Origin of the sequence: Micromonospora coriariae, from assembly GCF_900091455.1 — a bacterium.
In the GTDB taxonomy this organism is placed as follows: domain Bacteria; phylum Actinomycetota; class Actinomycetes; order Mycobacteriales; family Micromonosporaceae; genus Micromonospora; species Micromonospora coriariae.
The window spans coordinates 4,586,115-4,608,547 of the sequence record NZ_LT607412.1 but is presented as its reverse complement, the minus strand read 5'-3'; the positions used below and the strand labels follow the sequence as shown (position 1 = coordinate 4,608,547).

Genomic DNA, 22,433 nt, shown 5'->3' with positions numbered 1-22,433 from the left:
CGGCTGCTGCCGAACCAGGTCACCACCACCGACGGGTTGGCCGGGCGATGCTGCGGGTGGCCCGGCACGGATCTCCCCGCCGGGTGCTGGGGAAGCTGAGGTGGCCGGGCGGTCAGCCGAGGATGGCGAGCGCCTGGGCGAGGTCGGCGCGCAGGTCCTCGGGGTCCTCCAGCCCGACCGAGAGGCGCAGCAGCGCGGCGGCGGGCTTCGCGTCGCCCTCGACCGGCCGGTGGGTGAGCGAGGCGGGGTGCTGGATCAGGGTGTCGACGCCACCGAGGGACACCGCGTGGGTGATCAGCCGGCAGGCGCCGGCGACGGCGGCCGCGGCGGGCGCGCCGCCGCGTACCTCAAAGGCCAGCAGGCTGCCGGGCCCGGCCATCTGCCGGCCGACCAGCGCCGCCGGGTCGTGCACCGACGGGTGGTGCACGCGGTGTACGGCCGGGTGGTCGGCGAGCCAGCCGGCGAGCTTCTCGGCGGTGGCCTGTTGGGCGCGGACGCGCAGCGGCAGGGTCTGCAGGCCGCGGTGCAGCAGGTAGCCGCCGAGCGGGTGCAGGATCGCGCCGGTGATCGCGCGGACCTGGCGCAGCCGGACGGCCCAGTCGGCGTCGCAGGCGACGACGCCGGCGAGGACGTCGCCGTGCCCGCCGATGCTCTTGGTGGCGCTGTGCAGCACGAGTGCGGCGCCGTGCCGGGCGGGCTGTTGCAGCACGGGGGTGGCGACTGTGTTGTCGACAAGTAGTGGGATGTCGCCGGCGGCGGTGGCGAGGGCGGCGATGTCGACCAGGTCGAGGGTGGGGTTGGCGGGCGTCTCGACGATGACCAGGGCGGTGTCCGGACGGATGGCGGCGGCGACCTCGTCGGGGCGGGCCCAGGTGACGGTGGTGCCGAGCAGCCCGGTGGCGAGCACGTGGTCGGTGCCGCCGTACAGCGGACGGACGGCGACGATGTGCCGGTGGCCGTTCCGGGTGGCGGCGAGCAGGGTGGCGGTGAGCGCGGCCATGCCGCTGGCGAAGGCGACGGCCTGGGCGGTGCCTTCCAGTTCGGCGAGGGCGGTCTCGAAGCGGGCGACGGTCGGGTTCCACAGCCGTTGGTAGACGGCGCTGCCTTCGGCGGGGAGGAGGCCGCCGGTGGCGAGTTGCTCGTAGGCGTCCCCGCCGCCGTCCACGGAGGGCAGCGGGTTGGTGGTGGACAGGTCGATCGGCGGTACGTGGACGCCGAGCGCCCGCAGGTCGTCGCGGCCGGCGTGTACGGCTGTCGTGTCCACCATCGTCATGGCTGTAGGGTCGAACATCCTCCGCGAGGAGGGCAATGCCTTGGAAGATAATTCTGTCCTTGACCCTGGTGTCGTTGGAGGATTCGGGTGAGGATGGCGGGATGCCCCCTGAGCCGAACGATGTGCGGCCGTATCCGGCCCTGGACGAGGTGGACCGCGCGATCCTGACCGAGCTGGCCACGGACGGCCGGTTGCCGAACAACGCTCTCGCCGAGCGGGTGGGGGTGGCGCCCTCGACCTGCCTGACCCGCACCCGGGCGCTGCGCGAGCGCGGCGCGATCCGCGGGTTCCACGCCGAGGTGGACCCGGCCGCGCTCGGGCTGCCGTTGCAGGCGCTGGTGTCGGTACGGCTGACTGCGCACGAGCGGGCGGCGGTGGACGCGTTCCGGGCCCGCTCGGTGCGGCTGCCCGGGGTGGTGTCGGTGTTCCACGTCGCCGGCGCTGAGGACTACGTGCTGCACGTGCGGGCGGCGTCCGGGGACGCGCTGCGCGACTTCGTGCTGGACCACCTCGCCGTCGATCCGGTGGTGCAGCACACGCAGACCAGCCTGATCTTCGAGCAGGCCCGCGGGATGGGCTGAGCAGCGACGGGGTGGGTGTGCGGTCCTATCGAATGCCGGCCAAGCGGAACAAAAGCGGTCGGTGGCGGGTTGGCCAACCGTGTGATCACCGTACCGTTGTCTGTTCTTGATCTTGCTCCGGTCGCCAAGGGCACCACCGCTGGCGCCGCCTTGCAGGCCACCACCGAGTTGGCCCGCCGCACGGAGGAGTTGGGCTATCACCGTTTCTGGGTGGCCGAGCACCACAACATGCCGGCGATCGCGAGCTCCGCTCCCGCCGTGCTGCTCGCCCACCTGGCCGCGAACACCTCGACGATCCGGCTCGGGTCGGGCGGGGTGATGCTGCCCAACCACGCGCCGCTGGTGGTGGCCGAGCAGTTCGGCACCCTGGAGGCGTTGCACCCCGGCCGGATCGACCTGGGCATCGGCCGCGCGCCGGGCACCGACCAGATGACCGCGCTGGCGTTGCGCCGCACCATGGAGGGGCTCTCGGCCGAGGGCTTCCCGAACGAGCTGGCCGACCTGATGAACTACTTCAGCGGGGAACGGCCCGGGCAGATCATCGCCACCCCCGGGCGGGGTGAGCAGCCGGCCGTGTGGCTGCTCGGCTCCAGCGGCTTCAGCGCCCAACTGGCCGGCCTGCTCGGCCTGCCGTTCTCCTTCGCGCACCACTTCAGCTCGGCGAACACCCTGCCGGCGCTGGCGCTGTACCGGCAGAACTTCCGGCCGTCGCAGTGGCTGGACAAGCCGTACGCGATGGTCGCGGTCAACGCGGTCTGCGCGGAGACCGACGAGCGGGCCGAGTGGCTGGCCGGACCGAGCGCGCTGTCGTTCCTGAAGCTGCGCTCCGGCCGGCCGGAGCCACTGTCGACGCCCGACGAGGCGGCGGCCTACCCGTACACCGAGATCGAGCGGGAGTTCGTCCTGCAGCGCCGCGACGGTCAGGCGATGGGTTCGCCGGAGACGGTGCGCCGGCAGTTGACCGAGCTGGTGGAGCGCACCGGCGCGGACGAGCTGATGCTGACCACGCTGGTCTACGACGTGGCGGACCGGGTGCGCTCGTACGAGCTGATCGCCGAGCAGGTGGCGGGCGGCCTGGGCCGGAAGGCCTGAAACACGATCTTCACGTCAGCGTCACCCCCGCGACCCGGACGGTGCCTAACGTAGGTGCCGGTGGTGGTACGGCATCCCCGGTCGGGACGGGTCGGGAATGCCGCGGTGTGGCGCACCGGGCCGGAGCTGAGCGGATTCCGCGGCTGCGGCCCGGTGCCTGCCACCCTGGCGGCCCCACTCGGGTCCGCCAGGGGTCGGATCAGCGTAGGTAGATGTTCGGGGTGGGCGGGTTCGCCATCTGGTCGCCGAGGAAGAACCCCGGGTGCGGCGGCTGGTTGTAGGCGGTGTTCTGCCAGGCGATCGCCACCCGGTACTGCGGGTCGTGCATCAGGGTGTGGATCCGGGTGCTGGTCGCGATGGGCGTGCTGTAGACGCGCAGTGCCCGGCTGTCGGTGGTCCGCCAGATCACCTCCTCGCGCCAGTCGCCGAGGATGTCGCCGGACAGCGCCGGTGTGGACTTGGTGCCGTTGTTGGCCGACACCCCGCTGCCGCTGAGCAGCCGGGTGTCACCGCCGGTGCCGTACTTGTCGATCTTCGTGCCGTCGAGCAGCTCCCGCACCGGGTCGCCGTCCCACCAGGCGAGGAAGTTCGCCGACGACGGCTTGCGGCCGACGTTGCGCCCCCGGGTGTCGGCCAACCCGGCGACCGCCGACGACCACGACTCCGCGCCGGGGCTGCCCGCCCAGATGTCCGCGGAGACGCCCCGGCCGTTGTCGCCGGAGGCCGGCGTGGACCAGAGGATCTGGCCGGTGCGGGCGTCGGCGAACCAGGAGCTGGGCTTGCTGGCGTCCTCGTCGACCTTGAACACCTCCAGCCCGGGGCGGCTCGGGTCGAGGTCACCGACGTGCAGGGCGTCGCCGTGCCCGTTGCCCGTCGAGTAGAGCAGGCGTCCGTTGTCGTCGATGGTGGCTGCGCCGTAGACGATCTCCTGGCGGCCGTCGCCGTCGACGTCGGCGACGGAGAGCTGATGGTTGCCCTGACCGGCGGCGGCGCCGTTGCCGGAGGCGTTGGAGTCGAACGTCCAGCGCCTGCGCAGCGTGCCGTCGCGGAAGTCCCAGGCCGCGATCACCGCGCGGGTGTAGTAGCCCCGTGCCATGATCAGCGAGGGGCGCTGCCCGTCCAGGTAGGCGGTGCCGGCGAGGAACCGGTCCACCCGGTTGCCGTACGAGTCACCCCAGGACGACACGGTGCCGCGCGGCGGGTCGTAGCCGACGGTGGAGAGGATCGCGCCGGTGCGGCCGTCGAACATGGTCAGGTACTCCGGGCCGGCCAGCACGTAGCCGCTGGAGTTGCGGTGGTCGGCCGACGCGGATCCGATCACCTGCCCGGTGCCGGAGCGGGTGCCGTCGGCGGTCTTCATGGCCACCTCGGCGCGCCCGTCGCCGTCGTAGTCGTACACCTGGAACTGGGTGTAGTGGGCCCCGGCGCGGATGTTGCGGCCCAGGTCGACGCGCCACAACCGGGCGCCGGCGAGGGTGTAGGCGTCGACGTACACGCTGCCGGTGTAGCCGGACTGGGAGTTGTCCTTGGCGTTCGACGGCTCCCACTTGAGCACGATCTCGTAGCTGCCGTCACCGTCGAGGTCGCCGACGGAGGCGTCGCTGGCGCTGTAGGTGTAGTTCTCGCCTGTGGGGGTGCTGCCACCGGCCGGGACCTGCAACGGCACGTCCAGGTAGCCGTCGCGGAACTGCAGCGCCGGCGCCGAGGCCGCCTGCTCGGCGCCGCCCACCACCGCGCGCACGGTGTACGCCGAGCCGGCCGCCGCACCGCTGTCGAGGTAGCTGGTGGCGCCGGTGATCGGGCTGGCGTTGACCCTGGTGGAGCCCCGGTAGAGGTTGAACGCCACGCCGGAGGTCTCGGTGCCGAGCAACCGCCAGGAGACCAGGTTGCCGCTGCCGGAGCGGACGCTGATCAGCCCCCGGTCCAGATCCTCCATCTGCACCGCTCCGGCCGAGGGCGGCGGCGCGGTGGTGGGGGGTGGGGTGCTCGGCGGTGTGGTGGTCGGGCCGGCGGTGGGTACGGCGCCGGTGCAGGTGGCGCCGTTGAGCGCGAAGCTGGCCGGCGCCGGGTTGCCGCCGGTCCACGAGCCGTTGAAGCCGAAGGCCGCTGTGCCGTTGGTGGCGATGGCGGCGTTGTGGTCGACGTTGCGCGCGGTGACCTGGGCGCCGGTCTGGGTGACGGCTGCGTTCCACGCCTGGGTGACCTGCTGGCCGGCGGCGTACGACCAGGTGAGGCTCCACCCGGTGACGGGGTCGCCGAGGTTGGTGACGGTGACGGCGGCGCCGAAGCCACCCTGCCACTGGTTGGTGACCTGGTAGTCGACCCGACAGCCGGCGGCGGCGGCCGAGGCGACGACCGTGCCGAGGGTGCCGGCCGCGACGGCGGCGGCGGTCGTACCGGCGAGCAGGATCAACCGATGTCTGGACTGGTGCATGAACTGCCTCCGGGGATCCGGTGGTGACCGCTGCGGTCCACCAGCCCTGCCCGGAGGGCGCGGTGGACGGTCCGGCGCGACGGCGGCGGACAGCGATCTGATCGGGGGGTGAACGCCCTGGGTACTCACGGATCCGGCTCAAGGCGCATCGTAGGGCAAGCGCTTTCCACCACGCAACATCGACGCTCGTCGCTGACTCGGCCGCCGCGCGTCACGCCCGACTCTTGCCCCGGCGGACGATGCCTGATCAACTCGCCGGGTGAGCGCCCCACACATGGACCCCGACGAGTTCCGCCGCGCCGGCCACGCCGTCATCGACTGGATCGCCGACTACTGGGCCACACTGGAGCAGCGTCCGGTCGCTCCGGCCGACCCGCCGGGCACTGTGGCGGCCGCCCTGCCGGCCACCCCGCCCACCGCCAGCGAGCCGGTCGACGCGGTCCTCGCCGACCTGGACGCGATAGTCGTACCGGGGTTGACCCACTGGCAGCACCCAGGCTTCTTCGGCTACTTCCCGGCCAACACCTCCGGCCCGAGCCTGCTCGGCGACCTGGTCAGCTCCGGGCTCGGCGTGCAGGGCATGCTCTGGGCCAGCAGCCCGGCCTGCACCGAGCTGGAGACCGTGATGATGGACTGGCTGGCCCAGTTGCTGGACCTGCCGCAGCGGTTCCGCTCGACCGGCAGCGGCGGCGGGGTGATCCAGGATTCAGCCTCCTCGGCGACCCTGGTGGCCACCCTCGCCGCGCTGCACCGGGCCAGCGGCGGTCGCTGGCGCGACGCCGGCATCGACCGGCGCTACCGGGCGTACACCTCCGTGCACGGGCACTCCTCCATCGAGAAGGCCGTGCGGATCGCCGGGCTGGGCAGCGACGGAGTCCGCCCGATCGAGGCGGACCCGGAGACCCTGGCGCTACGGCCGGCCGCGCTGCGCGCCGCGATCGAGGCCGACCTGGCCGTCGGGGAGATCCCCGCCATCGTGGTCGCCACCATCGGCACCACCTCCACCACCGCCATCGACCCGCTGCCGGAGATCGGGGCGATCTGCGCCGAGTACGGGATCTGGCTGCACGTGGACGCCGCGTACGCGGGCGCCGCCGCCGTCTGCCCGGAGCTGCGCTGGTCGCACACCGGCCTGGAGTACGCCGATTCGTACTGCTTCGACCCGCACAAGTGGCTGCTCACCGGCTTCGACTGCGACGCGTTCTGGGTGGCCGACCGCGGGGAGCTGGTCGAGGCGCTGACCGTGCTGCCGGAGTTCCTGCGCAACGCGGCCAGCGAATCCGGTGCGGTGATCGACTATCGGGACTGGCAGGTGCCGCTGGGCCGCCGGTTCCGGGCCCTGAAGCTGTGGTTCGTGCTGCGCTGGTACGGCGTCGAAGGGCTGCGCGCGCACATCCGCTCCGGGGTGGCGCTGGCCGCCCGGTTCGCCGACCGGGTACGCGCCGACGACCGGTTCGAGCTGGCCGCGGCGCACCCGTTCTCGCTGGTCTGCTTCCGGCTGCGCGCCGACGACGACACCAACGCCGAGTTGCTGGCCCGGCTCAACGGCACCGGGCGGGTGCACCTGACGCACACCCGGGTGGCCGGCCGGTACACGTTGCGGCTGGCGGTCGGCTCGCCGCAGACCGCCGAACGGCACGTCGACGAGGCGTGGACGCTCTTGACCACCACCGCCGACGAGCTGCTCCACCCGTGAAAGGAAGGGCCCCCTATTAACGCCTCGTGTAGAGGAAGGGTCCCTTCCTAACAGCGTGCTGGGGTCAGCGTGCGGCTGGCGTACCTGTGCCGGCGAGCTCGGCCGGGACGGCGCCGGTGGCCGCCGGGGCGGCAGGAACGCCGGCGGCGGGGGCGTCGCTCGCGGTCGCGGGCACGGCGGTGGCGCGGGCCCGGCGGGTACGGCGCAGGGCCCGCACGGCCAGCACCAGCGCGGCCAGCCAGCCCGCCGCCAGCACTGCGTATACCGCGGGGCGGACCGGACCGTCCAGCTCGGCGGACCGGATCAGGGTGCGGGCGTTGGTCAGGACGATCACGCCACCGACCGCCGCGCCGAGCAGTTGGGCCGGCACGATACGCACCAGCCACGCGGCCAGCGGGGCCGCGACGAGCCCACCGATGAGCAGCGCGGCGACGGTGGGCAGCAGGAATCCCTCGCTGCCCAGCCCGATCAGGAAGCCGACGCTGGCCGCGCCCGCCACCACGAACTCGGCCGTGTCCACCGAGCCGATCACCTTGCGCGGCTCCATACGGCCGGAGACCAGCAGCGCCGGAGTGGCGACCGGACCCCAGCCACCGCCGCCGGTGGCGTCGACGAAGCCGGCGACCAGGCCGAGCGGACCGAGAAAGCGACCGCGCAGCCGCCCGCCGACCCGGTCGGTACGCAGCGGTCGGGCGAAGCGGACCAGCAGGTACGCGCCGAGCGTGAAGAGAATGCCGGCCATCCACGGCGCGGCCGACTCGGTGGAGATCGAGCTGAGCACCGTGGCACCGGCGAACGCGCCGATCGCGCCGGGCAGCGCGATGCGGGTCACCACCCGCCAGTCCACGTTGCCGAACCGCCAGTGCGCCACCCCGGCGGCGAGCGTGGTGCCGATCTCGGCCAGGTGCACCGACGCCGACGCGGCGGCCGGGGCGACCCCGGCGACCAGCAGCAGGGTGGACGACGTCAGCCCGTACGCCATGCCGAGCGAGCCGTCGATCAGCTGCGCGGCGAGCCCGACCAGAGCGAGGACCAGCAGCTTGCGCACGAGCGCCCCCTGACTTTTCGGCATCTCCTATCGACTTGGTCGACAATGCGGCACGGGGAGGCCCGGGTCAAGTGCCCGATCGGTGGATGGGACGCCTGCGGTCAGATCCAGGCGCGCGGGTCGGCGGCCAGCTCGGTGACCCGGGCCGGCAGCGTGTTCGCGGCCACGTCGCCAACGCTGACCAGCTCCAGGATCTCCCGCTCGCTGGCCCGCAGCGCGATCCAGACCTCCTGGAGCGCGCTGGCCGGGCCGTGATAGCCGAGCGCTTCCGGGCGCTGCCCGCGTACGTGCGCGAGGGGCCCGTCGATCACCCGGATAACCTCCGCGAGGGAGATCTCCTCGGCGGGACGGGCCAGCCAGTAGCCGCCCTCCGGGCCACGCTGGGCGTGCACGATGCCACCCCGGCGCAGCTGGAGCAGGATGCTCTCCAGGAACTTCGGCGGAATCTCCTGGGCCCGGGCGATCTGATCGGCCGTGACCGGCCGGCCCCGCCCGGGACCGCTGGCCGTCGCGGCGAGCTCGGCGGCCGCGCGGAGGGCATAGTCGACCCGGGCGGAGAGGCGCATGTCGGCAAGGTTAGCCCGCTGGTCAGCCGGCCGGACGGGCGACCCTCGGCCGATCGGCCACGCATCGACGAAAAGACGGCAGGCTCGGGTCTCGCACCGGAGGCATTCCAGGACGTGTGGAGTGCCTCATGATCCGTCGTGCGGTGGGCCCCGAAAAGCTGCTCGGAAGCGTCCTTATGCTTGGCGGGGAGTACGAGTGTCTGACCGTTTGCGTGGGCTCCATCAGCACATTGATAAACACCCGGGGTCCACCTCGGGGGGAAGGCAACACGATGACCGATATCGCGACACGCACCTGGGATGGCATGACCATCCCGGTCGCCGGCACCTATCGTCTCGATCAGGCGCACAAGCGGATCGGTTTCCTGTCCCGGCACATGATGGTGAGCCCGGTGCGGGGCGAATTCGCCGAGGCGACCGCACAGATCCTGGTGGCGGAGGACCCGCTGCTCTCCTCGGTGACCGCCACCATCGAGACGGCGAGCATCACCACCGGGAGTGCCGACCGGGACACGCACCTGAAGAGTGCCGACTTCCTCGACGTGGAGCGTTATCCCACCCTTGAATATCGAAGCACGGGTATCAACTGGCAGGGCAACGAGGATCCAATTTTCTACTGGGCCCGCCTGCGAAAGCATCGACTCGGTGGACGAGGCAGAAGTCACAATCTCCCACCGCAGTCGGACCCGGCACCCGGACGATTCGTACTCACCGGTGAGTTGACGGTGAAGGGCATCACCCGGGTGGTCGACCTGCAGGTGAATTTCGGCGGCGCTCGGCGCGATCCCTACGGGCAGAACATCTTCGGATTCAGCGCGACGGCGGAAATCAACCGCGAGGACTACGGCCTGCTCTGGAATGTCGCGCTCGAAAGTGGCGGCGTTCTGGTCGGAAAGACCGTGCAGATCGAGATCGCCGGTGAGGGCATCCACCAGCCCTGACCCGGCCCGCGCTCGTCAGCGCGACGGTGCCCCCGTCAGACAGCCGTCCCCGCCCGGACGCGACCTGTGTTCAGGTGTGTGCCCGGCGGGGACGACGGCAGTTTCAGGCGCCCACGCGGCGCAGCAGACCCTCCTGCACGGCACTGGCGATCTGCCGGCCGTCGGTGGTGAACATCCGGCCGGTGGCCAGCCCGCGAGCGCCGGACGCCGACGGGCTCCAGCAGTCGTAGAGGAACCACTCGTCGGCCCGGAACGGCCGGTGAAACCAGAGCGCGTGATCGAGGCTCGCACCGACCACCCCGCCCGGGCCCCACACCTCGCCGTGCACGGAGAGCACCGAATCCAGCAGGGTGAGGTCCGAGGCGTAGGTGAGCGCGCAGGCGTGCAGCAGCGGATCGTCCGGCAGCTTGCCGTCGATGCGCATCCAGACCCGCTGGTGCGGGTCGGCCGGCCGGTCACCGGGACGGACCCAGCCGGGCTCGCCGACGTAGCGCACGTCGATCGGGCGCGGGATCTGACCCCAGATGCCCAGCCGCTCCGGGTAGCGGGAGAGGCGGTCCGTCATCGTCGGCACGTCCTGCGGGGCGGGCACGTCCGGCGGGGCCGGCGCCTGGTGGTCCAACCCCTCCTCGGCCCGCTGGAAGGACGCCGACATGAAGAAGATCGGCTTGTCGTGCTGCAGCGCCACCGCGCGGCGGACCGAGAAGGACCGGCCGTCGCGGATGTTCTCCACCTGGTACTCGATCGGCTCGACCGGGTCGCCGGGGCGGACGAAGTAGCCGTGCAGGGAGTGCACGAACCGCTCCGGGTCGACCGTGCGGCCGGCCGCGACCAGCGCCTGGCCGGCGACCTGGCCGCCGTACACCCGCTGCGGGCCGACCGGGGGGCTCATCCCCCGGAAGGTCATCTCCCCGGTCGGGTCCAGGTCCAGGACCTCCAGCAGCTGGTCCACCGCGGCCTGGCCGACCGCGACCCGGCCGTCGCTCACTGCAGCGCCCGCGCCGACGCCGCGTCGACGAGCGACCCGAGCTGGTGGACGCGCAGGGTGTTGGTCGAGCCGGGGGTGCCGGGCGGGCTGCCCGCCACGATCACCACGTAGTCGCCCGGGTTGGCCCGGTTGAGGCCGAGCAGCGCCTGGTCGACCTGACGGAACATGTCGTCGGTGTGCTGCACGAACGGCATCAGGAAGGTCTCCACGCCCCAGGTCAGGGCGAGCTGGCTGCGCACCTCGGGGACCGGGGTGAAGGCCAGCAGCGGGAGGTCGCAGTGCAGCCGGGAGAGCCGCCGGACGGTGTCGCCGGTCTGCGAGAAGGCGACGAGCGCCTTGGCGTTGATGGCCCGGGCGATCGACGAGGCGGCCACGGTGAGCGCACCGCCGTGCGTACGGGGGTCGTGCTGCAGCCGGGGCACGCCGATCGAGCCGGCCTCGGTGGTCGTCACGATCTTGGCCATGGTGCTGACGGTCAGCACCGGGTACTTGCCGACGCTGGTCTCGCCGGAGAGCATCACCGCGTCCGCGCCGTCGAGCACCGCGTTGGCCACGTCGGAGGCCTCCGCCCGGGTGGGGCGGGAATTCTCGATCATGGAGTCGAGCATCTGGGTGGCCACGATGACCGGCTTGGCGTTCTCCCGGCACAGCTGCACGGCCCGCTTCTGCACCAGCGGGACCTCATCCAGCGGCATCTCCACGCCGAGGTCGCCGCGGGCCACCATCACACCGTCGAAGGCCAGCACGATGGCCTCCAGGTGGTCCACCGCCTCCGGCTTCTCCACCTTGGCCAGCACCGGGCGGAACACGCCCTCCTCGGCCATGATGCCGTGCACGAGCTTGATGTCCTCGGCGGAGCGGACGAACGAGAGGGCGACCAGGTCGACCCCGAGCCCCAGGGAGAAGCGCAGGTCCTCGGCGTCCTTCTCCGACATGGCGGGCACGCTGACCGCCACGTTGGGCAGCGAGACGCCCTTGTTGTTGGAGACCGGCCCGCCCTCGGTGACCAGGCAGCGGATGTCGTTGCCGGTGACGTCGGTGACCTCGACGGCGACGCGGCCGTCGTCGATCAGCAGCCGGTCACCGGGCTTCACCTCCTGCGGCAGCTTGCGGTACGTGCAGGAGACCCGCTCCTTGGTGCCGATGATGTCGTCGCCGGTGATCACGACCGAGTCGCCGGTGCGCCACTCGTGCGGGCCGTCGGCGAACTTGCCGAGCCGGATCTTGGGACCCTGCAGGTCGGCGAGGATGGCCACCGGCTTGCCAGCCGCCTCGGACGCCTCCCGGACCAGTCGATAGACCGACTCGTGGTCAGCGTGGCTGCCGTGGCTGAAGTTGAGCCTCGCCACGTTCATGCCGGCCTCGACGAGACCCCGGATGCGCTCCGGGGACGAGGTGGCGGGTCCAAGAGTGCAGACGATTTTCGCGCGGCGTGTCACGCCCATCAGGCTAGTCTCTCCTTCAGGTCGGACTCTGGGCCGACCCCTTGCAGGCAGCGGAACAATTGTCCAACGACGCGCGGTGCGCGTCGGGCCGGCGGGCGGAACCGCACCGGGAACGTTGTGGCGACGGGCAACGGCGACCGCGCGCCGGGAATCGTACGCCTCCGCTGGCACGCACCGTCCGGGTGCTCCCGGCGGCGGCTCACCCGGAGTGCTCCGACGGCGGCAGGGTGGGCACGGCGGTGAGCAGGTCACGGGGGTCGTAGCGCCGCTTGGCCCGGCGCAGCCGCGCCCAGTTCGCGCCGTAGGCGAGCCGGACCCGCTCGGTCTCCTCCGGGGCGAGCAGGTTGGGGTAACCACCGGGCAGGGCGTGCGGGGCGAACGCCGCCGAGGTGCGCTCGGCCCAGTCCCGGTGCGGCTCGGACACCCCGCCCGGCGCCCAGGCGGCGATCACCTCGGTCAACAGATGATCGGCCCGCAGGCCGAACGCCGTGTCGCCGAGCCGCACCCGGCTGGCCGCGCCGTGGAAGTGGTGCAGGGCCAGCGCGGAGAACGGTGAGCTGACCTGCCGGGCGGCGTCGACCAGCGCGTCCACCGCGGCACCGGTGAGCGCGGGCAGCCAGCGGGTCCGCAGCAGGTAGTGGTTGCCGTCGACCATCCCGCCGTCGAACATCCGCAGCGCGTCCGCGTACGGCATCGGGTCGACCTGGTCGACCAGCGGGGTGCCGAGCGCGCGCAGCCGGTCCATCCACGGCCGCCCGGCGTCCAGGTCCGGGCCGCTGTAGAACGGGCAGACGAAGATCACCGGCTCGCCGGCGGGACCGGGCAGGAAGCCGGCCATCACGGTCAGCTCGTCCGGGGCCTCGGCGACCAGCGCGCCGTAGCCCCGCAGCACGGCCGGCGCCTCGGCCAACGCGAACATGATCATGCCGGCCAGCACGCCGGGTAGCCGGTGCGCGCGGTACCGCAGCTCGGTGACCACGCCGACGTTGCCGCCGCCGCCGCGCAGCGCCCAGTACAGCTCGGCGTCGTGCCGGGGATCGGCGGTGACCCGACGGCCGTCGGCCAGGACCACCTCCGCGCCGAGCAGGTTGTCCAGGGCCAGGCCGAAGCGGCCGCAGAGCGGGCCGTACCCGCCGGCGAGGGTGAGCCCGGCCATGCCCACGTCGCCGACCGTGCCGGTGGGCACCACCAGGTCGTACGGGCGGGCGGCGGCGAGCATCTCGGCGGCGCTGGTGCCACCGCCGATGGTCACCGTGGCCGTGCCCGGGTCGACGCGGACCCGGCTCAGGCCGGTCAGGTCGAGTACCAGGCCGCCGTCGCGCAGTGCCCGACCGGCCCAGTCGTGCCCGCCGGAACGGACCGAGAGCGGCAGGCGGCACCGGGCGGCGATGCGGACCACGCCGGCCACCTCGTCGGCGTCCAGGCACCGGGCGACCAGCGCGGGCGCGCGGTCCACAGCGGCGTTCCACAGGCGGGTGGCGGTGACGAAAGCGGGATCTCCCGGCTCGTGGAGCCGGTCACCGAGCAGGGCGCGCAGCCGGGCGGCGGCCGACGCGACATCGGAGGTGGCTGCGGAGCTCACGGCGACTCCTCGACCGGGGCCGGCCGCAGGCGCCGAGTGCGCCCCGACGGCGGTCCTCGCTGGGCGCGACCGTAGCAGCGGCGGACGCCCGACCGCCGTCACCATTACGACAGCCGCCGATGGAGCGGTCGGTCAGCTCTCGGTCTTGGCCAGCGGAAACTCCAACGAACCGGCCGGGCAGAGGAAGGTCAGCACGTCCACCCGGTAGAGCCCGGCCTGCACCGCCGGGTCGGCCTCCAGCACGCTGCGCACGTCGTCGACGCTGCCGGTGCGGGCCAACCCGAAACCGATCGGCGGCTCCGGGTTGCGGGCCGGCCCGTCCACCGAGCCGGCGACCAGGATGATGCCGCGTTGCTGCAACGCCTGCATGTGCTCGGTGTGCTCGGCCTGCAACCGCTGCACGGTCTCGTTCGGCAGGGCCCGTCCGGCCGCGCCGGGATAGATCACGATGCACTCGTACGTGTCGAGCGCGAAGTCGACCTGCGGCACTCCCGCCATGGGGTGCTCCCTCCGCCGTCGCGCCGGGTACGGACCGGCCCGGCGGCCCGAGCCGGTGTCGCCGGCACGGGCTCAGCGTCGCACGCCGACGGCCGCCGTACCGCTCGCTCCGGCCAACTGGCCCCGGTCGGGCCGGCGGCGGCCCGCATCCCGGCACGATCGCGCACCGGTGGCCGGCGCTGGTGGTGATCATCCGACACGTCGGCCGGCCGCGTGCCGCGACCGGCTACGGTGGACGGTCCGAGTGGGCGGCGGGAGGTCGGGATGCGCGACGACGAACCGGCGGCGGGGCCACTGCCGTACGTCGAGGTGACCGACGAGGCGTACGCGGCGCGGGCCGCCGCGGGCTTCACGGTGCGGGAGTTCGAGTTCGCGGTGCAGCTCAGCGGACGATGCCCGCGCTGCGACCACTCGACCACCAGCACTCTCGTCGACGAGCTGTACCGGCGGGAGGCCTCGGTGGCCGCCCCGGACCCGGGCTACCGCACGGTTCTCTGCGAGTGCGACGCCGACCACCCCTCGCGACCCGCCGGGCTGCGCGGCTGCGGCGCCTACTGGACGCTGCGGCTGGAGGTCGAGGCGTGATCCGGCTGCGCCCCGGGCCACCCGCGACCGTCGCCGACCTGCACCGGGCGCAGCAGGTGGCCGGGCTGCTGCGCGGTGAGCTGGAGCGGGTCCGCGCGGCGGCGGTGGCGTGGCGCAACGGCCTCGGCGGGCTGCTGGTGGCGCTGGTCGGGTTCAGCCTGATCCGGGGCCGCACCGACGTCAGCACCCTGGCGCCGCGCTGGGGTGCGCTGGTCGGCGTCCTGCTGCTCGCCGCGCTGGCCGCGGGGGTGGGCGGGGCGCTGGCGCTGCTGCGGGCGGCGCACGGCAGGTTGGCGGTGACCCCGGTGGCGGCGCTCCCACCGGCCCCGCTCGGCGACCACCTGGAGGCGATGGCGGCGGTCCGGTCGCTGCGGACCGGCGTGCGGCTGGTGCTGCTCTGTACCGCGCTGCTGGTCGTCGCGGTCGGGGTGACCTGGTACGCGCCGAGCGGTAAGCAAGGGACCCCTGTTAACGCCTGGTGTTGTACAAGGGGCCCTTCCTAACAGGGGCGTCAGGGGCCGAGGTGGACGTAGCCGGCCCAGGTGTCGGGGCGGTCGGGCAGGGCGGCGCGGAGCCGACGGACCGACTGGTGCAGGGCGAGCGCCGCCCGGTCCGGTGCGATCCCGCCGGGCACCGCCAGACCGGCGTACAGGTCGGCGCAGAGCCGTACGGTCAGCGCGTCCGAGATCGACCAGAGCGCGCCGATGACGTGCCGGAACCCGGCGAGCTGGAACGCGGTGCCGAGGGTGAGCGCCTCGTCGGGCAGGGCGGCGCCGCCGCGCACCGTCTCGCAGGCGGACAGGACGGCGAGCGCGGCCGGGCTGCCGGCGGGCCGCCACAGGTCCCGGACGTGCAGCGGGCCGCCGGCGAGGGTGAGGCGCCCCCAGGCCGGGGCGCTCAGGTCCTGGGTGCCGTGGCAGGACAGGTGGGCGACCGGCTGGTCGGGCAGCGCGGCGAGCACCGCCGCCGGGGTGGCCGCCGGGCCGAGGAGTGCGCGGACCCGTGGCAGGTGCCGGCGGACGATCTCCTCCTCCCGTGCGACACCGGGCAGGTCGGCCAGGCCGGGGGTCTGCGGCATGCCGACGACCAGCGCCGAGTCGACCGGCTCGGGCCGGGTCGGCACGCCGCGTCGGGCGTGCGCCAGCGCCCGCAGCGACGCGGTGTACGACGGCACGACCCGGTCCAGCACCCCGTCGCCGCCGTCGAGCGGGCCGGCCGCGTGCAACGGAAGCAGGGTGAGCAGCCCGGTCGGGCACCACCACAGCCGTGGCCGGTCCGCCTCGGCGGCAGGTACCGCACCCGAGGGCGCCGGGGCTGGCGCGGCGTCGAGCACCGGTGCGGCGACGACCTGCCACAGCCAGTCCAGCGTCTGGCCGACCTCGGTCCGGGCCGCCAGCCGGCGGCGCTGCGCCGCCGGCTCTGGGGCGTCCGACGCCGCCGCCCCGGTGAGCACCGCGATCGCGGTCAGGAAGCCCGCCGTCCGGGTGACCAGGTCGGCCAGGGTCAGCTCGGGCAGTGGGACCACGGTGACCTGGCCGTCGGCGACGACCAGTGCGTCGCAGCGCCGCGCGGCCACGTTGACCAGCGCCACCGGGCCACCGACAGCAGCCTGGGCCAGGGTGGCGAACGGTGGCGGGCGGAGGAAGTCGGCGAACCCGGGCCGGGCGCGGATCTCCGCGAGCAGGTCGCGCCGCCGTACGGCGAGGTCGTACCGCTGCTCGGCACGGCCGCTGGGACCGTCCGGACCGACGGGTGACAGCGCGGCGAAGCCGTCGAGGGTGGCCTGGAGGTCGGTGAGCCGGGCCGCCAGCCGAGGGGACCGCGCACGCAGCGTGGCCAGGTCGGCGCCCGCGTCGTGGGCCCGGGTCAGCAGGACGCCGCGGCCGTACTCGAGCAACTCGACGGCGCGTTCCGGGCGGTCGAGGGCGATGGCGACCGCCGCCGCGGCACTGGCCAGCCCGGGGAACAGCCCGAGCAGACGCGCCTGGTCGTCGGGGTCCATGCCGTGCCAGGCCACCAGGTCGATCAGCTCGATCGCGGTGGCGTACCCGTCGAGCGCGGCCGGCAGGTCGCCGGCCGCGGCGGCATGGTCCGCGTACCGGTTCGCCGCCCTCGCCCGGAGCAGCGACGGCGCGGATTCCACCGCGGCGGCGGCGCGCAGCACGTCGGTCGCCTCGGCCAACGCGGCGGGGGTGGCGACCGCTTCCAGGGCGGTGGCCAGGTTGCTCAGGCACATGGTCCGGGCGGGATGCTCGGCGGGCAGCGCGTCGACCGCCGCCCGGTTGGCCGCCAGCATGGCCGTGGCGTCCGCCTCGTCGCGGCGGGCCCGGTAGCGCAGCAGCAGCGCGCTGCCGAGGTTGGTGTGGATCCGGTGCCGCTCGGCGCCGAGCAACGGCTGGCGCTCGCTCAGCCGCTGGAGGAGCCGGACCGCCTCGTCCAGCCCCGCCGGGTCGTCGTGCAGACGGTGTCGCAGCAGGTGGGCCAGGGCGAGGGTGCCGTGCGTCTGCACGTACTCGGTGGGCTCGGCCTCCCGTTCGGCCAGTTCGGCCGCCTCCCGCAGCGCGGTCACAGCGGCGTCGGCGTCCCCGGCGGGACTGGCCCTGACGTGGTCGGCGGGCTGGCCGCCGGCGGGCAGCGCGCCGTCCAGGGCGAGTTCCACCCGACGGTTCAACGCGGAGCCGTAGTTGATGAGCGCCGGCAGTCGGTCCGGGTGCCCGGGTGGCGCCGCCTCGGTCACCTGGGCCAGCACCTGGATCGCCTCGGTCAGGGTGGCCAGGTCCTGGGTCGAGGCGAACAGGGCCTGCAATACCAGGCCCAGGTTCGAGCGGTACCCGGGCAGCGCTGCGGCATCCGGTGCGGCGGCGGCGACCGCGGCCCGCAGCGCCACGGCGGCCTGCTCCAGCAGCGCCGGCTCCCCCGCCTGGTCGGACAGTTCGCGCAGGGTCTCGCCCAGGTTGTTGAGCACCTGATGGCGCAGCGGGTCGGCGTGGGGAAGCAGCGACTCCGCCTCGGTCAGCGCGTCCCGGGCGGCCCGCAGGGCGGGCACCCCGCCCAGATCGGCGTGCCCCCGACCCAGCGCGTAGCCGAGCTCGGCGAGCCAGCGGGCCCGCTGGACCGGTTCCCCGGCGGCGTCGGCGCCCTCGCGCAGCAGCCGCACCGCCTCGGTGATGTCGTCGGTCCGCCTCCGCCGCTCGTACCGGGTCACCAGCAGGCCGCCGACCGCGTGTCGTATCTCGTCCGGGTCCAGCCCACCGTGCGCCGAGTCGGACCCGGCGGCCGCCGCCCGGTACGCCTCGATCGCCGCGTCGAGGTCGGCCGGGGCGGCGTCGGCCTGGTGCCGTTCGGCGAGCAGGGTCGCCAGGCCGGTCTGCGCGATGCCGGCCAGCTCCGGGTCGAGACCGCCGAACCCGGTCAGCGCCGACCGGTACGCGTCGATCGCGGCATCCCGGTCGGTGCTCGCCCGGCCGCGCAGGAACCGTTCCGCGAGCGCCGTGCCGTGCAGGGCGGCGACCCGCGGATCACCGCCGGTCCGGGCGGCGGCGAACGAGCCGATCGCCTCGTCGAGGTCGGCCGGCCGCGCCCGCAGGCGCCACCGGTCACGCAGCCGTTGCCCGAGGTTGGCCCGGGCCATGGCGCGCACCGAGGCGCTGGCGCCGGTGGCTCGTGCGGCGTCGCGCAGCAGCGTGATCGACTCGTCCAGGTCCCCCGGGTCGCCGTGGACCTCGTACCGGTCGCCGAGCACGTTGCCGAGGTGGAACAGCCGGACCGGACGTTCCGGGTCGTCGGTCGGGGTGGACTCCAGGCTCTCCCGGTGCGCCTCGATCGCCGACGGCAGGGCGCGCCGCCGCCCGAGGTGCTGGAACTGGGCGCGGTGCACCCGGCCGAGGGCGGACAGGTAGTGCAGCCGCTCCGGCTCGCCCGCGGGCGTGCCGTCCACCGCCCGTCGCAGCAGCGCCGCCGCCCGGTCGGCGCCCCGGTAGTCACGGTTGTTCTCCGCGGCGGCCATCAGCATGACGGCCTCGACGAACAGCGCGCCGGCCTCGCCGTCAACCAGGCCCGCCGTACGCCCGCCGCGAGCGGAATCGGCGCCGGTGGGCGCGGACGTCGGGTCGCTGGCGACCCGCGGTCCGGGGACCCGACCGGAGTCGGGTGGTGGTCGGTGCGCGTGCAGCAGGGCCAGCAGCGACGGTGGCACCCGTTCCGGGGCGAAGCGCAGCAGGAACTCGGTGAGCCGGACCGCCTGGCCGAGGTCGTCGGCGTCCTCGCCCGGGGGCAGCAGCTGGTAGCGGTACCAGCGCAGGCGGGCCAGGAGGAGGAAGCCCTCGGCGACCGGCTCGGGCAGTGGCCCGTCGGTGGGCGTGGCGGTCACGAAGTCGATGACGGCCTCGGCGTCGCGGATCGCGCCCGAGTCGAGCACTGCGCGAGGGTCCGTGGTGGCGGCGAAGCCGTCCAGCCGCTCCCGCAGCCGGCTCACCGGGTCGGACCTGAACCGCCGCCACATCACGCCTCCCCCGACCGGCCGCACCGGCTGCGATCACGCGTAGCAGATCGGACAGCGCGGGCGCTACCGGAAACGCGACCCGAATCCCGGCGCGGTCGGTGGCGACCGTGTCGCCCCCCACACTCGACGTGCCGGGGATACGACGACCGGATTGGGGCATCATCAGCGGGGTGGCGAGCTGATCTCCGGCCCGCCACGACGACACGATTGGGGAACCGCGTATGGCGACCGACGTCAGCAAGCAACCCGCGAAGGCTTCGGGCAGCTACCGGATCGGCGGCGACCTCGCCGTCGACCGTCTCGGCTACGGGGCGATGCAGCTCACCGGGCCGGGCATCTGGGGCGACCCGAAGGACCCCGCCGAGGCGGTGCGGGTGCTGCGCCGGGCGATCGAGCTGGGCGTGACGTTCATCGACACCGCCGACTCGTACGGCCCGTTCGTCTCCGAGCTGCTGATCCGCGAGGCCCTGCACCCGTACGCCGACGACCTGGTCGTCGCGACGAAGGCTGGCCTCACCCGCGCCGGACCGGGCGACTGGCGCCCGGTGGGCCGCCCGGAGTACCTGCGCCAGCAGTGTGAGCTGAGCCTGCGCCACCTCGGCCTGGACACGATTCCGCTCTACCAGCTGCACCGGATCGACCCGCAGGTGCCGCTCGCCGACCAGCTGGGCGAGCTGGCGCTGTTGCAGCAGGAGGGCAAGATCCGGCACATCGGACTCTCCGAGGTGACCGTCTCGCAGATCGAGGAGTCCCGGGCCATCACCTCGATCGCCTCGGTGCAGAACCTGTACAACCTCGCCAACCGCAGCGCCGAGGACGTGCTGGAGTACTGCGAGCGCAACGACCTCGCGTTCATCCCGTGGTTCCCGATCGCCACCGGTGAGCTGGCACGCCCGGGCGGGCCGCTGGACACGATCGCCGCCGCGCACAGCGCGTCGCCCGCGCAGCTCGCGCTGGCCTGGCTGCTGCGCCGGTCGCCGGTGATGCTGCCGATCCCCGGCACGTCCTCGGTGGCGCACCTGGAGGAGAACGTGGTCGCCGCGGAGGTGCAGCTCACCGACGACGAGTTCGAGGCGCTGGCCAAGGCGGCCTGACCCGTCGACCGCGTGCCGCGCGGGTGGTCCGGGCCCGGACCACCCGCGCGGGCCGATCAGAGGGCGAGGCAGTTGGGTCGCACCGGGCCGTCGACGAGGGCGCCACGCACGATGGTGTACGCGGTGCCGTCGAGCACCAGGCCGAGGTGCCCGACCACCCGCAGGGGGCAGTACGCCTGGATCAGCACGTTTGTCGCACCGTCGTTGACGGCGGCGTTTCCGGTCGGCCGGACCAGCTCGTCCTGCAGGGTGCGGACTGTGGTGTAGCGCACCGCGCCCGGGGTGTCGTCGCCGGCGTTGAGGTCGGCGAGGAAGGCCGAGCCGATGGTCATCTGCTGGCAGGCCACGATGCCGGCGCAGCTGCCCAGGCCCAGGAACGCCAGGATGTTCGCCACGTAGGTGCCGTACTGCGGCGAGCCCAGGCTGACGTACCGGCCGACGGTGGCGGTGCCGCCGAGCCGCTTGAGGTAGTAGCGGGCGACGAGGCCGCCCTCGGAGTGGGCGACCACGTCCACGGTCGCCGCTCCGGTGCTGGCGCGCACCTGGTTGACGTACCCGGCGAACGCGCGGGCTGAGGTGGGGATGTCTCCGAGGCCCAGCCCGGGCAGTTGGTAGATGAAGGTGCGGTAGCCGTCGCCGCGCAGTCGGGCGGCGATCGGCTCGTACGCGATGGCGATGCCGCTGAGCCCGCCGACCACGATGACCGGGTTGGCGGCCGCGGCGGCGTTCACCGGGGCGGCCACGGGGGCGGCGGGGGCGGCGGTCGCCGTGGCGGTCGACGCGAGCAGTGCGGCGGTGGCGAGGGACAGGACGAGGACGGTCTTTCGGAGCAGCATGGCTGCACCTCCGGGGGGAGGCACCCGGCGAGCCGGGCAGGTGGGTGGGGGTGTCCGGTCGACCGTGCGACGATGATGCGCGCAACAATTTGGAAACGTCAATGACTTGTTACGCGCCGGTAACCCGTTGTTCCGACGGGGGCGCAAACCGGCATATCGGCGTCTCTCCACATCGGACGCCCACCCGGCCACGCGTACCCCGGCGCGGGACGGCGGATGGCATGCTGTGGCCGTGGCCGCCGACGAACCCACCGAGCGTCAGCTGCGGGTGATGCCGCGCGCGAGAGGGAGGCCCGGCGCAGCGCGCAGCGGGTCCTGACCCGGCACCTGCGCGCGGACGACGCGGACCACTGGCCGGACGTCGTGCTACCTGACCGGGGCCGGCCACCGCAGGTCGAGCAGGCGCGGGCGGTGGTCGACCTTGGTCACCGCTGGCCGGCGGGCACGGTCGTCAAGCGGCTCGACGACGAGTGGCTGCTGCTCGTCGACGGTTGAGCGGTCAGCGGGCGGCGGCCGGCGGGCGCAGCCCGTCCAGGGCGACGCCGAGCACCCGGTCGCGCTGGTCGGGCGACGGGAACTGGGCCATCGTGAGCCCGCTGATCAGCCGCACCACGTCGTCGAAGCCGATGTCGTCGCGGACCACGCCGGCCGCCTGGGCGCGGCTCATCAGTGGCTCACCGGCGGCGTAGATCTCCGTCCGGCAGCTCCGGAAGATCTCGGAGTCGTGCAGCAACTCCTCGGCGAGCGCCCGCTTGGTGGCGACGTACGCGACGAAGCGGTGCAGCCAGGCGACCAGGGCGTCCCACGGGGGCAGCTCGGCCAGGTCCTCGGCGGACCGGCTCAACGCCCGGACCTCCTCGACGTAGACGGCCTCGAAGAGGTGCCGCCGACTGGGGAAGTTGCGGTAGAGCGTGCCGATGCCCACCCCGGCCCGCCGGGCCACGTCCTCCAGGGAGGCGGCGGCGCCGTGCTCGGCGAACGCGTCGCGGGCGGCGGCGATGAGCGCGTCGTAGTTGCGTCGCGCGTCGGCCCGCTTCGGCCGCCGGGCGAAAACCTCGGGCGCCTGCCCCGCGCTGGTCATGACGTGCGTCACCTCACCTTGGTTGCATCCGGAGGCCAGCCTCCGCTAGCTTAGTGGAGGCACCCCTCCGGAATCCCGGAGGCCTGCCTCCGGTTAGCTTACCTCGGGACCCGCCCGATCCGCCTGGCCACCCGATCGCCCGGGCCCGACAGCCTGCCCGCCTCCACACGGCGGGTGACAAACCTCCTTCCG

Annotated in this window: 19 protein-coding genes; 8 read left to right on the top strand and 11 right to left on the bottom strand. The window is 73.7% G+C overall.

What is annotated here, in order from left to right:
• Positions 1-112: 112 nt before the first annotated feature.
• Positions 113-1,291, bottom strand: coding sequence for a trans-sulfuration enzyme family protein (locus tag GA0070607_RS21545; protein WP_089019811.1), 1,179 nt, complete (start codon positions 1,289-1,291; stop codon positions 113-115).
• A gap of 83 nt (positions 1,292-1,374) precedes the next feature.
• On the opposite strand from GA0070607_RS21545, the gene GA0070607_RS21540 reads away from it, so the two are divergent.
• Both GA0070607_RS21540 and GA0070607_RS21535 read left to right on the top strand, forming a co-directional pair.
• Positions 1,375-1,854, top strand: coding sequence for an Lrp/AsnC family transcriptional regulator (locus GA0070607_RS21540; RefSeq protein ID WP_089019810.1), 480 nt, complete (start codon positions 1,375-1,377; stop codon positions 1,852-1,854).
• A gap of 81 nt (positions 1,855-1,935) precedes the next feature.
• Entirely contained in the window at positions 1,936-2,946 is a 1,011-nt protein-coding gene (locus tag GA0070607_RS21535) for an LLM class flavin-dependent oxidoreductase (RefSeq protein ID WP_172899213.1), read from the top strand.
• 199 nt (positions 2,947-3,145) lie between these two features.
• Here the strand turns inward: GA0070607_RS21535 and GA0070607_RS21530 are convergent, their stop codons facing one another.
• Positions 3,146-5,380: a rhamnogalacturonan lyase family protein gene (locus GA0070607_RS21530; RefSeq protein WP_089019808.1), complete on the bottom strand. Its 2,235-nt coding sequence runs from the start codon at positions 5,378-5,380 to the stop codon at positions 3,146-3,148.
• A 259-nt stretch (positions 5,381-5,639) separates the two neighbouring features.
• Here GA0070607_RS21530 and GA0070607_RS21525 point away from each other — a divergent pair, with 259 nt between their 5' ends.
• Positions 5,640-7,076, top strand: coding sequence for a pyridoxal-dependent decarboxylase (locus GA0070607_RS21525; RefSeq protein WP_231930114.1), 1,437 nt, complete (start codon positions 5,640-5,642; stop codon positions 7,074-7,076).
• 64 nt (positions 7,077-7,140) lie between these two features.
• Here the strand turns inward: GA0070607_RS21525 and GA0070607_RS21520 are convergent, their stop codons facing one another.
• Complete coding sequence (locus GA0070607_RS21520) at positions 7,141-8,124, bottom strand: sulfite exporter TauE/SafE family protein (protein ID WP_089019806.1); 984 nt, start codon at positions 8,122-8,124, stop codon at positions 7,141-7,143.
• A 101-nt stretch (positions 8,125-8,225) separates the two neighbouring features.
• On the bottom strand, positions 8,226-8,690 hold the full coding sequence (locus GA0070607_RS21515) for an RrF2 family transcriptional regulator (RefSeq protein ID WP_089019805.1): 465 nt from the start codon (positions 8,688-8,690) through the stop codon (positions 8,226-8,228).
• Positions 8,691-8,962: 272 nt separating this feature from the next.
• On the opposite strand from GA0070607_RS21515, the gene GA0070607_RS21510 reads away from it, so the two are divergent.
• The gene (locus GA0070607_RS21510; RefSeq protein ID WP_089019804.1) at positions 8,963-9,631 is read left to right on the top strand and encodes a YceI family protein; all 669 of its coding nucleotides are present in this window, start codon (positions 8,963-8,965) and stop codon (positions 9,629-9,631) included.
• Positions 9,632-9,734: 103 nt separating this feature from the next.
• On the opposite strand, the gene GA0070607_RS21505 is transcribed toward GA0070607_RS21510, so the two are convergent.
• From GA0070607_RS21505 to GA0070607_RS21490, 4 genes are all read right to left on the bottom strand, one after another.
• A complete protein-coding gene (locus GA0070607_RS21505) occupies positions 9,735-10,619 on the bottom strand; it encodes an acyl-CoA thioesterase (RefSeq protein ID WP_089019803.1) in 885 nt (294 codons plus the stop codon).
• Positions 10,616-12,064 carry a pyruvate kinase gene (gene pyk, locus GA0070607_RS21500; RefSeq protein WP_089019802.1) on the bottom strand — a complete coding sequence of 483 codons (1,449 nt, stop codon included), beginning with the start codon at positions 12,062-12,064 and terminating at the stop codon, positions 10,616-10,618. Before pyk ends, GA0070607_RS21505 begins: the two co-directional genes overlap by 4 nt.
• A gap of 199 nt (positions 12,065-12,263) precedes the next feature.
• On the bottom strand, positions 12,264-13,646 hold the full coding sequence (locus GA0070607_RS21495; protein WP_172899078.1) for an FAD-binding oxidoreductase: 1,383 nt from the start codon (positions 13,644-13,646) through the stop codon (positions 12,264-12,266).
• A 132-nt stretch (positions 13,647-13,778) separates the two neighbouring features.
• The gene (locus tag GA0070607_RS21490; protein WP_089019800.1) at positions 13,779-14,144 is read right to left on the bottom strand and encodes a YciI family protein; all 366 of its coding nucleotides are present in this window, start codon (positions 14,142-14,144) and stop codon (positions 13,779-13,781) included.
• Positions 14,145-14,408: 264 nt separating this feature from the next.
• On the opposite strand from GA0070607_RS21490, the gene GA0070607_RS21485 reads away from it, so the two are divergent.
• Both GA0070607_RS21485 and GA0070607_RS21480 read left to right on the top strand, forming a co-directional pair.
• On the top strand, positions 14,409-14,729 hold the full coding sequence (locus tag GA0070607_RS21485) for a hypothetical protein (protein WP_089019799.1): 321 nt from the start codon (positions 14,409-14,411) through the stop codon (positions 14,727-14,729).
• Positions 14,726-15,232: a hypothetical protein gene (locus GA0070607_RS21480; RefSeq protein ID WP_089019798.1), complete on the top strand. Its 507-nt coding sequence runs from the start codon at positions 14,726-14,728 to the stop codon at positions 15,230-15,232. Before GA0070607_RS21485 ends, GA0070607_RS21480 begins: the two co-directional genes overlap by 4 nt.
• 8 nt (positions 15,233-15,240) lie before the next feature.
• Here the strand turns inward: GA0070607_RS21480 and GA0070607_RS21475 are convergent, their stop codons facing one another.
• A complete protein-coding gene (locus GA0070607_RS21475) occupies positions 15,241-19,230 on the bottom strand; it encodes a CHAT domain-containing protein (RefSeq protein WP_089019797.1) in 3,990 nt (1,329 codons plus the stop codon).
• 221 nt (positions 19,231-19,451) lie between these two features.
• Here GA0070607_RS21475 and GA0070607_RS21470 point away from each other — a divergent pair, with 221 nt between their 5' ends.
• Entirely contained in the window at positions 19,452-20,324 is an 873-nt protein-coding gene (locus GA0070607_RS21470) for an aldo/keto reductase (protein WP_089019796.1), read from the top strand.
• 56 nt (positions 20,325-20,380) lie between these two features.
• On the opposite strand, the gene GA0070607_RS21465 is transcribed toward GA0070607_RS21470, so the two are convergent.
• The gene (locus GA0070607_RS21465; protein WP_089019795.1) at positions 20,381-21,160 is read right to left on the bottom strand and encodes a lipase family alpha/beta hydrolase; all 780 of its coding nucleotides are present in this window, start codon (positions 21,158-21,160) and stop codon (positions 20,381-20,383) included.
• A gap of 363 nt (positions 21,161-21,523) precedes the next feature.
• Here GA0070607_RS21465 and GA0070607_RS33840 point away from each other — a divergent pair, with 363 nt between their 5' ends.
• Positions 21,524-21,655, top strand: a complete 132-nt coding sequence (locus tag GA0070607_RS33840; RefSeq protein ID WP_269458392.1) for a hypothetical protein — start codon at positions 21,524-21,526, stop codon at positions 21,653-21,655.
• A gap of 4 nt (positions 21,656-21,659) precedes the next feature.
• On the opposite strand, the gene GA0070607_RS21460 is transcribed toward GA0070607_RS33840, so the two are convergent.
• The gene (locus GA0070607_RS21460; RefSeq protein WP_172899077.1) at positions 21,660-22,241 is read right to left on the bottom strand and encodes a TetR/AcrR family transcriptional regulator; all 582 of its coding nucleotides are present in this window, start codon (positions 22,239-22,241) and stop codon (positions 21,660-21,662) included.
• Between the last annotated feature and the right edge of the window lie 192 nt (positions 22,242-22,433).

Bases quoted from the DNA above. Each gene is read 5' to 3' on its own strand.
- GA0070607_RS21545 (WP_089019811.1), bottom strand. From the start codon at position 1,291: ATGTTCGACCCTACAGCCATGACGATGGTGGACACGACAGCCGTACAC.
- GA0070607_RS21540 (WP_089019810.1), top strand. From the start codon at position 1,375: ATGCCCCCTGAGCCGAACGATGTGCGGCCGTATCCGGCCCTGGACGAG.
- GA0070607_RS21530 (WP_089019808.1), bottom strand. From the start codon at position 5,380: ATGCACCAGTCCAGACATCGGTTGATCCTGCTCGCCGGTACGACCGCC.
- GA0070607_RS21515 (WP_089019805.1), bottom strand. From the start codon at position 8,690: ATGCGCCTCTCCGCCCGGGTCGACTATGCCCTCCGCGCGGCCGCCGAG.
- GA0070607_RS21510 (WP_089019804.1), top strand. From the start codon at position 8,963: ATGACCGATATCGCGACACGCACCTGGGATGGCATGACCATCCCGGTC.
- pyk (WP_089019802.1), bottom strand. From the start codon at position 12,064: ATGGGCGTGACACGCCGCGCGAAAATCGTCTGCACTCTTGGACCCGCC.
- GA0070607_RS21490 (WP_089019800.1), bottom strand. From the start codon at position 14,144: ATGGCGGGAGTGCCGCAGGTCGACTTCGCGCTCGACACGTACGAGTGC.
- GA0070607_RS21485 (WP_089019799.1), top strand. From the start codon at position 14,409: ATGCGCGACGACGAACCGGCGGCGGGGCCACTGCCGTACGTCGAGGTG.
- GA0070607_RS21475 (WP_089019797.1), bottom strand. From the start codon at position 19,230: ATGTGGCGGCGGTTCAGGTCCGACCCGGTGAGCCGGCTGCGGGAGCGG.
- GA0070607_RS21470 (WP_089019796.1), top strand. From the start codon at position 19,452: ATGGCGACCGACGTCAGCAAGCAACCCGCGAAGGCTTCGGGCAGCTAC.
- GA0070607_RS21465 (WP_089019795.1), bottom strand. From the start codon at position 21,160: ATGCTGCTCCGAAAGACCGTCCTCGTCCTGTCCCTCGCCACCGCCGCA.
- GA0070607_RS21460 (WP_172899077.1), bottom strand. From the start codon at position 22,241: ATGACCAGCGCGGGGCAGGCGCCCGAGGTTTTCGCCCGGCGGCCGAAG.